This is a genomic window from Dendronalium phyllosphericum CENA369, from assembly GCF_016056275.1.
Taxonomy (GTDB): Bacteria; Cyanobacteriota; Cyanobacteriia; order Cyanobacteriales; family Nostocaceae; genus Dendronalium; species Dendronalium phyllosphericum.
Window position 1 is genome coordinate 16,514 of sequence record NZ_JAECZA010000203.1, and the last position, 10,249, is coordinate 26,762.

At 44.1% G+C, this 10,249-nt stretch carries 8 protein-coding genes and 1 pseudogene; 4 read left to right on the forward strand and 5 right to left on the reverse strand.

Going from position 1 to position 10,249, the window contains the following annotated elements; all coding sequences use genetic code 11:
- Positions 1-2,224, reverse strand: a 2,224-nt coding sequence (locus I8752_RS22400) for a WD40 repeat domain-containing protein (protein ID WP_263985855.1), incomplete at its 3' end; no start/stop codon positions are given.
- A gap of 216 nt (positions 2,225-2,440) precedes the next feature.
- Here I8752_RS22400 and I8752_RS22405 point away from each other — a divergent pair.
- From I8752_RS22405 to tnpC, 4 genes and pseudogenes are all read left to right on the forward strand, one after another.
- Complete coding sequence (locus tag I8752_RS22405; protein ID WP_225895838.1) at positions 2,441-4,324, forward strand: ArsA family ATPase; 1,884 nt, start codon at positions 2,441-2,443, stop codon at positions 4,322-4,324.
- Between the two features lie 44 nt (positions 4,325-4,368).
- Positions 4,369-4,653 (forward strand): hypothetical protein, encoded by a 285-nt coding sequence (locus I8752_RS22410; RefSeq protein ID WP_096539232.1) that lies wholly within the window; start codon positions 4,369-4,371, stop codon positions 4,651-4,653.
- A gap of 88 nt (positions 4,654-4,741) precedes the next feature.
- The gene (locus tag I8752_RS22415) at positions 4,742-5,044 is read left to right on the forward strand and encodes a hypothetical protein (protein WP_214434473.1); all 303 of its coding nucleotides are present in this window, start codon (positions 4,742-4,744) and stop codon (positions 5,042-5,044) included.
- A 56-nt stretch (positions 5,045-5,100) separates the two neighbouring features.
- Positions 5,101-6,574: pseudogene (tnpC, locus tag I8752_RS22420) on the forward strand (IS66 family transposase).
- Here the strand turns inward: tnpC and I8752_RS37550 are convergent.
- From I8752_RS37550 to I8752_RS22430, 4 genes are all read right to left on the reverse strand, one after another.
- Positions 6,571-7,821, reverse strand: coding sequence for a strawberry notch C-terminal domain-containing protein (locus tag I8752_RS37550; RefSeq protein ID WP_225895839.1), 1,251 nt, complete (start codon positions 7,819-7,821; stop codon positions 6,571-6,573). The pseudogene tnpC and the gene I8752_RS37550 sit on opposite strands and share 4 nt — an antisense overlap.
- A 45-nt stretch (positions 7,822-7,866) precedes the next feature.
- On the reverse strand, positions 7,867-8,133 hold the full coding sequence (locus I8752_RS38130; RefSeq protein WP_263985860.1) for a hypothetical protein: 267 nt from the start codon (positions 8,131-8,133) through the stop codon (positions 7,867-7,869).
- A complete protein-coding gene (locus I8752_RS37555) occupies positions 8,103-9,872 on the reverse strand; it encodes a strawberry notch-like NTP hydrolase domain-containing protein (RefSeq protein ID WP_263985862.1) in 1,770 nt (589 codons plus the stop codon). The genes I8752_RS38130 and I8752_RS37555 overlap by 31 nt, the downstream gene beginning before the upstream one ends.
- Positions 9,873-9,994: 122 nt before the next feature.
- The coding region (locus tag I8752_RS22430) for a transposase (RefSeq protein WP_214434474.1) at positions 9,995-10,249 on the reverse strand (255 nt) is incomplete at its 5' end.

The following is a 10,249-nucleotide window of genomic DNA, read 5'->3' on the forward strand; positions in this document are numbered from 1 at the left end:
GTTCACCAATAGGATTGCCGTGAATATCCCACAAGCGCACAGTAGAATCATTGCTGGCGCTGACAATCAACTTGCCATCAGGACTAAAAGCGATAGAATTGACCCAATTCTCATATTTGCGCTGCGATCGCCCGATGACCCGATCTTGTAATATTTGATCTAGCTCCCACAAACGCACAGTTTTATCGCCACCACTGATAATCAGCTTGCCATCGGGGCTAAAGGCTAGGGAATTAACCTGTCCTTCATGTCCGCGCCAAGGTTGAGTTACGGGGTTGCCATTGATATTCCACAAGCGGATTGTGCGATCGCAGCTACCACTAACAATAAACTTGCCATCAGGGCTAAACGCGACAGAATTTACACTTCCTTCATGTCCGCGCCAAGGTTGGCCGACGGGATTACCTTGAATGTCCCACAACCGCACTGTAGAATCACTACTACCACTAATAATAAACTTGCGATCGGGGCTAAAGGCGACGCAAATAATTTTGGCCTCATGTTTGTGCCAGGGTTGAGTGATGGTGTTACCTTGTAAATCCCACAAACACACCGTTCCGTCAAAACCAACACTGATAATGGAATCGCCATTTGGACTAAAGGCAACGGAAATAACTCCTTCCTTGTGTCCGCGCCAAGGTTGAGCAATGGCGTTACCTTGTAAATCCCACAAACACACCGTTCCGTCAAAACCAACACTGATAATAGAATCGCCATTTGAGTTAAAGGCGACGGCAATAACTCCTTCCTCATGTCCCTGCCACGGTAGAGTAATCAGATTACCTTGCAAATTCCATAAACACAAAATTCCGTCAATACTGCCACTAACAATAAACTTGCTATCAGGACTAAAGGCTAGACAATTAACCTCTTGCTCGTGTCCCAGCAAAAATTGAGCAGTAGGATTGCCAATGATATTCCACAAGCATACCGTAGAATCACTACTGCCACTGGCAATAAACTTGCCATCAGGACTAAAAGCTAGACAATTCACCTCTTGCTCGTGTCCGCGCAAGCTATTTGCTTCTGTGGGTGTGTTCGTTGCTTCCTTTAAGCTTCCCAAAACAGGAGCTAGAAGCTGGTTTGGGTTTTTCTCTAAATTCTCACCCATTGTTTGAATTGCCAACACCAAACCCTCTAGCGGTTGGACGGGCAGTAAATTCAATACCCTGGCGGATTGTTCGCGCAGTTTTAATTCAGTCAGTGCAAGGTTTAACTTTTGAATCTCTTGTTCCTTTTCTCTCAAATGGGAATCGCGCCATCCAACACTAGGATTAATAAATTGATTAGCTTGTTCGCTGAAATAACTAAATATTTGCTCTTTTACTTCTTGATAAGTCTTTGTTTTCAGAATCCGGTTTTGAATATTTTCGCTTTTCCACAGTAAATCCAGAGTGTATTCCAGCAGTGGTAAAGAATCACCTTGTTGGTGAAAATCATCAATAATTTGCTCAATTAGTCCTGGTTCAAAGGTAACGCCATGTCTCGCAGCAGGTTCAGCGAGCGCTAACTTTAATTCCTCATCGCTCATCCTAGTGAGTATACAACTATAGCGATCGTGAATCTTCGCAAGTTGCGGATACTCACTAAATCTATCTAAAAAATCCGATCGCATTGTTAAAACAATTTTGACAGAGCTATCCTGCTGCTGGCTCAATTGAAATAGACTAGCAACAAATTGGTCGCGTTCTGGCTTTTGAGTTTTCGTAAATATTTCTTCAAATCGGTCAATAAAAATCAGAACGCGCTCATAATTTTGTTTGAGTAATGTGACAATATTAATTAGGGTATTTTTTCTTATTTCTCGACAGCTATCAGCTATTTTAGATTGTTTTCCATAAGTAACAGCAAGACATTTATAAAGAGATTTAAAAGGAGTTTCATCTGGCTGAAAAGTGATATTAATTAATGAATTTTTATAAGACCCTAAATAAGGAATTAAACCTGCTAAAATCAACGATGATTTGCCACTGTATGCGGCTCCTAAAAGCAAGAGTGCATCATCTTTTTTTAAGCGATCGCTAATCTCAGCAATCCACTTATCCCGACCAAAAAATTTGTCTTTATCTTTAATTTCAAAAGTTTTTAATCCTAAGTAGGGAGAGTCTATTTTGAGTGGACGACGATGAATGTCCTCAGACTGACTGTCAGAAAAAAAATTGTATTCAGAAATACCTTGGACATGACATCCAATATTTATATCGCCTTCAGAACTGTTAACCATCTTATCTCCTTACCTTTGGACACCCCTGGCCAAATCTTTCCCTCAGTTATAGTTCCTCAGCTAATCTTTTTGACACTCCCTGAATTAGAAATTCGGGGATTCTTGCTTCACAGGGACTCCAGTGGTTAAAAATTAAGATTTTAAATAGCTTTATTCAGCGAAATTACTTAAGTCAATTTTTTAAATTTGGAGTAACTTGATCCTAAAACGCCCGAAATGACAAACGAGATGGAACTTTTTGATAACCTACACCTTGCTATGTTTAGCGGCAAAGGTGGAGTCGGAAAAACAACAATCTCCTGCACCTTTGCATATCGTTGGGCGCAGAAATTTGTCAACGAGCAAATTCTTTTAATCTCAACCGATCCGGCTCACTCTCTTGGAGATGTCTTACAAGTTAGCGTTGATGACATTCCTCGTCCGATAGCGGAACTACCCAATCTACAAGTCAGGGCGTTGGATGCAAAGCTTCTGCTACAAAAGTTTAAAGAACGTTACGGTCAGGTTTTAGAACTTTTAGTGGAACGGGGTAGTTTTGTTGAGGGAGAAGACTTGTCTCCAGTTTGGGATTTAAACTGGCCGGGACTGGACGAGTTGATGGGTTTGTTAGAGATCCAACGCCTTCTCAACGAACAGCAGGTAGACCGAGTAGTAGTAGATATGGCTCCTAGCGGTCATACTCTCAACTTGTTTGGCTTGATGGATTTTTTAGATACTTTCCTCCACTCTCTGGAACTCTTTCAAGAAAAGCATCGGTATATTAGCAAGACCTTTGCTGGAAGTTACAAACCCGATCGCGCTGACGAATTTTTGCAAACCCTGAAAGCTGAACTTTCCCAAGGTCGTCGTCTGCTTCAAGATCCTAAGCATACAGCTTGTTTGTTAGTTGCGATCGCCGAACCAATGAGTTGGCTGGAGTCAAAACGATTCCTAGAAGCCTTACAAACCATGCAGGTTCCTTGCGGAGGATTGTTTGTCAACCAAGTTCTTGCCAGTGCGACTGACCGCGATCGTTACCAAGAACAACAACCGCTGATCGGTCAGTATACGGATCTTGCTAACGGCAAGCCGATTTTTATCGTGCCACAGCAAGATCGGGAGCCTTTGGGAATTGTAGCCCTCAGCCATCTGATCGACCAAATCCATGTTCCTCAGCTGGAACCGCTATTTCCTATCGATCTACTCCCAGTTCAATGGCCTGAAACAATTCCTCCTAACTTTGGAGATTTTCTCACCCAAGGTCGTCGCCTGTTATTAATTGGCGGTAAAGGTGGAGTAGGCAAGACTACAGTAGCAGCTGCCATTGGTTGGGCTATGGCTCAACAACATCCCGATCGCAAAATTCGTATGGTTTCCATCGATCCAGCCCATTCCTTGGGTGATGCCTTTGGTCTGAGTTTGGGACACGAACCATATCAAATAACTGCCAATCTTCGAGGTCAGGAAGTAGATAGCGATCGCCTTCTGGAGCAATTCAGAGGCGATTACCTGTGGGAACTGGCCGAAATGATGAGTGGCGAAACCCAAACAAGCGAAACTATTGAAATGGCTTATGCTCCTGCTGCTTGGCGCAAAATAGTCGGTCAAGCTTTACCAGGGATTGATGAAATGCTTTCCCTGTTAACAGTAATGGAATTGCTAGAGCAACAAGAAGAAGACTTAATTATTTTAGACACTGCTCCTACAGGTCATCTTCTGCGTTTTCTAGAAATGCCAACTGCACTGTCAGACTGGCTAGCTTGGATTTTCAAACTCTGGATCAAGTATCAAAATGTTCTTGGTCGTACAGAGTTCATGGGACGTTTACGAACTTTGCGACAGCGCGTAGTCAAAGCCCAAAAAGTGCTAAAAGACCCACAGCAAGCAGAGTTCATTGGGGTTACACTTAACCAAGCTAGCGTACTTGCCGAACAACAACGCCTATTCAAATCTCTGCAAGAAATAGGTGTAAGCCAGAATTACCTTGTTCTCAACCGCTTTACTTCTACAGCGATCGTTAATTGCGATTTTCCAGGTTTGACAACGGTTCGCTTACCAGTGCTTCCTCGCTCAGTTGAGCCTTTAGAACGCATCCAAGCAGCCGCCGGCTGTTTATTTTAACAGCTAATTAGACTAAATACTTTCTACCCAAAGAGAAATTTATTATGCATCGCACTCCAAACCGCGGACAAATTCAAGCCAAACTTAGCTCAATGCCTCCTCAACGTTCACAAGCAAGAGTTTACTTAAATGCTTACAAAATGATGTTGGAAAAAGAGCGTTTAGAGCAGGAACTACAGAAACTCGAAGCACGCCGACATCAGATTCAGCAGCGTCTTGCGATTTTAAATAGTCAAATAATTGCTGAAGAAGACATCACCCATCAGCAAGCAAATACTGACTTAGAGGACAATACACCAAAATTCAACACCATAACATTGGAATACTAAGTACTAAGATTTCAGCTTGCCTATTCTTTGCAACTTCCTTGCGTGGTCGGGGCTTAAATCAGATTTTGTAATAATACTTAAAAATAAAATGAGTGCTTCAATTAAGGAATTTGATATATGGGTTGAGCTTGATGAATATGATGCAATGGAAAAGCAGAATTTAGATGAAGACTTCTGTAATGTAATAATATGCTATCCTGATGGTTCACGGATTACTCTTAATATCTGGAGTGAAAATTACCTCCACAACCAGATTAATAATCTTGATTGGATAGATAAACAAGTAGCTATCTTGCCAGATATTGTAGTACGTAATTTTAACTCTGACTCAATTCGGCAAGCTATTACAAATTTAGTTAATAATTATAGTTGGCTAGAAGGACGTGGGTAAGGATTCAGGTGGCAGAGTATTGACAAAGGGAACACTTGAGGGAGAGTATCACAGATATGAACCAGAACCTGCCTCAAGAATTAGATCGAGAAAGCTTGAACCAGTTATCGAAAGAAGAACTGGTAGAGATAATTATTGAGCAAAGCAAGGTAATACGTGAGTTACAGAAAATCATTGTAGAACTACAGCAAGAAATAGAGCGTTTAAAAGTCAGTAGGGATTTAGATAGCTCTAATTCGTCGAAACCACCGTCTCTTGACATTTTGAAAAAGAGCGAAAATAAAAAAGCACCTACTGAAAACCAATCAAATCAGTCGAAGAAGAAACCGGGTGGGCAGCCGGGACATCAAGGTAAGACTCGTAAGGGTTTTGGCAGAGTAGATCGTTATAAAATTTTGCGTCCTACGGATTGTGTCTTTTGTGGTCACAAAGCATTTGCACCTGCTCCCGTAAAAGTAGAGAAACACACTGTAGCGCAATTAGTGGAATGCCCCATTGAAATAGTTGAGTATCAACGCCAAACCTGTGTGTGTGAGTGCTGTGGACAGCTACAAACTTCCCCCTGGCCAGAAGAGATCATCCCAGGACAAGATTTAGGAGTGAAATTACAGGCATTTTTAGGATGGGCAAATAATTATGCACATATGCCCTATGAGAAACAGCAGGAAATGCTTTGGGAATTGGGGCAAATTGAAATTGGGTTAGGAACGTTAGTAACAACTAATGAACGAATTACTGGGGCAATAGAACCAAGCATTAGTGAATTAAGCGATTGGGTAAAACAGACGCAGCCTAACATTCATGTGGATGAAACACCTTGGTCAGTCAAAGGAACCAAAGAATGGTTGTGGGTAGTTGCCAATTCTGAATTCTGCCTGTTTACTGCGGCTGATACTCGCTCTAGAGCCGAATTATCAGCAATTTTAGGAACCCAATATCAAGGCGTAATTATCAGCGACGATTGAGCGTGTTTACAATGGCTATCAAGCTTTTGCCCAACAAAAATGTTTAGCGCATCTACGCCGTCACTTCAAAAAATTAATTCAACTTCCAGGTCTTCACAACCAAGCTATTGGTGAAGTGTTTGTTGATTTAATTGATGAAGCCTTTAGAAATTATGGACGATGGTTTGAGACTCTTAACTCCACCAATTACAACGATTGGGTCAACCACTTCAAATCCAAGTTGCAATCCTCTATTGATCAATGGATTAACTTAGCCGGAGCAACAGCAGGCCAGCTTTTACGTTCTTTGCGCGATCAAGCTCATCAATGGTGGTATTTCCTTGACCATCCTGAAGTTCCTCCTGATAATAATCAGGCTGAACGCTCGCTGCGTTTAGCTGTCACAAAACGTAAGGTTAGTGGTGGCTCCCGTTCAATGGAACGGTTTCAACACACTGCCAATTTGTTGACGGTGGTGCAAACCTGTCGTCGTCAAGGCCGATCTGTGATTGATTTTTTTGTACAAGCACTATTGGCTGTTTCTAATAATTCTCTGTCTTGCCCTTCTTTGCTTCCGCAATATTAGACCTGAATCCTTACATGAGTTGGAATTGACACAGCAGCATTACCTGACTTCTCATTCACCATGAGCCGTCCTTGATATTGAGTGGCGAACTCAAGCATCTCGTCAGCAGTTTTGATGTTGTTCTTCTGGGCACGTTCTATCTTGAGATAGTTTGTCATGCTACTAGTGGCAGGATGAGTGTATACAGCTTCCTGGCTCTCAACATTAAAGCGTTCAGCCGGAAGTGTTTCTACTCCAACTTCGTAAACACCAGCCGCGATGGCTGCTTCAATTTGTTGGCTTAACAATAACTCAAAACGCTCGAAAATGATGTTTTGCATATCTATGCGTAGAGCCAGCAAGCGGTTGAGGAATTGACGCAGAGGTGGGAGGTCGATTTTCATCCCGCCTTCGTGAGAAGTTAGCGATAAACCTGTCATTTGCTCGAAAGTGCCGAGTGGAACTTCGTGAAATCGACCTTGGAAAATCTGCTTAAACAACTCGTATAGCGCGTGTTCAGCATACTGTGACTCTAGGTTATCCTTAGCCTCAAATATGCCGTTACCACCTGTTTGTCGTTGACCACGAGTGAGTGCGCCCAAGCTGTCCAGCCGTCGAGCAATAGTGCTGATGAATCGGCGTTCGCCCCTGACATTGGTAGTCACTGGTCTAAACACGGGTGCAGACGCTTGGTTTGTGCGGTGAGTGCGCCCAAGCCCCTGTATGGCGTTATCCGCGCGCCAACCAGCCTCTAACAAGTAATGCGATCGCCGCCTACGATTTACAGCATTGAGATCGGCATGGTAACTTCTACCTGTGCCACCAGCATCAGAGAACACGAGGATCTGCTTATCCCCCTGCATAAATGCAGCAGTTTCGGCAATATTAGCGCCGGAACCCCGTGAATCGACAAATAAGCGTCCTGAATCATCTTTGAGAACGCGCTTGCTACGACCAGTAACTTCAGCCACTTGTTTATGACCGAAGTGCCACAGCAGTTGTTCAAGTGCGCCGGGGATGGGGTCAAGGCTGGCCAGTCGGTCAACCAAGGCATCTCTCAAGGCTACAGCTTCAGTTGATACTACGGGGGAACCGTCTGCGTCAAATATTGGCTCAGAACGCTCATCACCATCTTCGAGAGAGTGGATCTCATGCAAGTGAATTGGGAACGCACTGATGAGATAGTCAAGAACATACTCACGCGGAGTTAGGTCAAGATTCAAATCTTTCCATTCCTCGGACGGAACCTCATGAAGTCGCCGTTTCAAAAGTTCTTCGTTAGTTGAAACTAACTGGATTACAACTGCAAGACCCTAAGCAATATCCTGTTCAATTGCTTTAATCAACTGCGGACACTTCATACCAGTCAGCAGATGATTGAAGAATCGTTGCTTGTGGGATTCAAACTGCGACTTGGCTGACATCTTAGCAGCACGGTTGTAAGTTTTTGCACCGGAAATATTGCAAGCTTCTAACGCCTTCTCTAAATTATTATGAATAACACCGAAAGCGTCAGAGTAACTATTGTAAATGCGTTCTTGCGTCGGCGTTAACTCGATTTCGAGTGTCTGATATTCCACGCCCTCGAACGAGAGACTCCGCGCCAGATAAAGCCCAAAGCCTTTAAATCCCTGCCTACAACCTCCATTGCAGCAATTCCACCAACAGAGATAGATTCTACAAAGTCTTCACGGTTCGTAAACGGGAAATCTCCAGTTTGCCAGAGTCCGAGACGATTCGCATAAGATAGGTTTGAGACTTTGGTTGCTCCGGTTGCTGACACGTAGACAATCCGTGCCTTGGGTAAAGCATTTTGCAGCCTCAGTCCGACAATACCCTGCATTGATGCTGCAACCATACCGAGCGCCCCCTCAACTGCCATTGCATTTCCCATACTGTGGCACTCGTCAAAAGCGATCGCACCCTCAAAGTCCTTAAGAGCCCACTCAACAATTTGCTTAAGTCGGCTTTTACCGTTCTTTTGAGAGCGTAGAGTTGAGTACGTGCAGAACAAAATGCCTTGAGAGAATGGGATTGGCTCACCCAGCTTGATGTTCGAGAGATCGATGATGTCTTTGTCAGCACCACCTAGCGCACACCAGTCTCTACGTGCGTCTTCAATTAATGCGGCACTTTTTGATACCCAAATAGCTTTTCGTCTGCCCTGACACCAATTATCTAAAACGATTCCCGCAATTTGTCTACCTTTTCCGCAACCCGTCCCATCGCCTAAGAACCAGCCACGGCGGAACCTGACAGCATTTTCTTCGCCCTGAGCCGCAACAGTCACATTATCCCATGAATCATCCACAATATAAGACCCAGACAGAAATTCTGAGTGAGCCTGCCCTGCGTAAATCACGCTTTCAATTTGTGCTGCTGATAACAAGCCTTGTGAAACAATATTGCTAGGTAAGTGAGGTTTGTATGTAGGAACCGGGGGTGAGACAAGTGCTAGTGCTGCACTCTCGCAAAGTAGCGAGGGATGGGGTAGGGCATCCTTAATTAAAAGGCGTTGTGGGCGATAGGTTTCATAAAGGCTATCTTTCAATCCATCGGTGGCAGACCACTCGACTACCTCATATTCCAGAACAACCACATCTGGAATTTCTGCGGATGGTTCTGGTTGTGTCACTGTAGTACGCTTGGGCAATTTAACAACCTTCGCCGCCGCTTTAACAATTCCAGCTTTCCACTGCGATCGCTCAGGCAATTGCCCAATCAACGCCAGCAGTTCAGGCAGTTCCAGAGTTTCTCGAATGCAAGGAATGTCGCCTCTTTTAGATGCCGGGACTTTATCAATAACGGTGATTCGGGTTTCGATTGTTGTCCCGTGCTTGGCGTAAGCTTGACCACTGACTCCTACAGACATTAAAACTCGCGCTTTTTCTTGCCACTTCACAAAAGTTTCTCGCCAGCTTGGGTTAGCTGGAGAGAAACAATTAGCTGTGATTGTTACCAGCCGTCCACCGGCGCACAGCCTTTGTAGTGCAGAGTTAATGTGTCGGGGTGTGGTATCGGGATTACGATCGCTTACCTTGGGCGACGACGAAAACGGCGGATTCATCAGCACGACTGAGGGCTTGGTTTGCCCTACCAAATAATCGTTAATTTGTTCCGCGTTCACAGAAAATAGTGGTGTGCGAGGAAAGAGCCGACTTAGAATCTTAGTTCTGTCTTGTGCCAATTCGTTAATCATCAGACTTGCGCCCTGGAGTTGACCAAATTCGCAGATAATCCCAGTTCCGGCACTTGGCTCAAGAATCAAGTCATTGCGAGTAATCTGCCCTGCTAAGGATACTAAATAAGCCAGAGGCAATGGAGTCGAGAATTGTTGAAGTTGAATTTGCTCCTCGCTCCGGCGGCTGTGTGTGGGGCAAAGCGACTCAAGGCGTTGCAGTTGTTTTAGAGGGTGTTTGAAAAGTTTTGATGGGTCAAATTTTATGCCAATCGCCTGACCATGATCCGGATCATGGCAACGTAGATAAACGTCTGTGATGTTTCGGGCAATAACTGATAATCTCTAACCAATCGCCGACACCCCATAAGCCAACCGAAAGTGCGTTCCACTACCCAACGTTTTTTGAGCAACACGAATCCCTTGGTTTGTTCTGGTCGTAGCACCACTTGGACAATCCAACGGCAAAAGTCCATCACCCACTGCATGAATGGCTCACCGTTAAAGCCACCATCCAC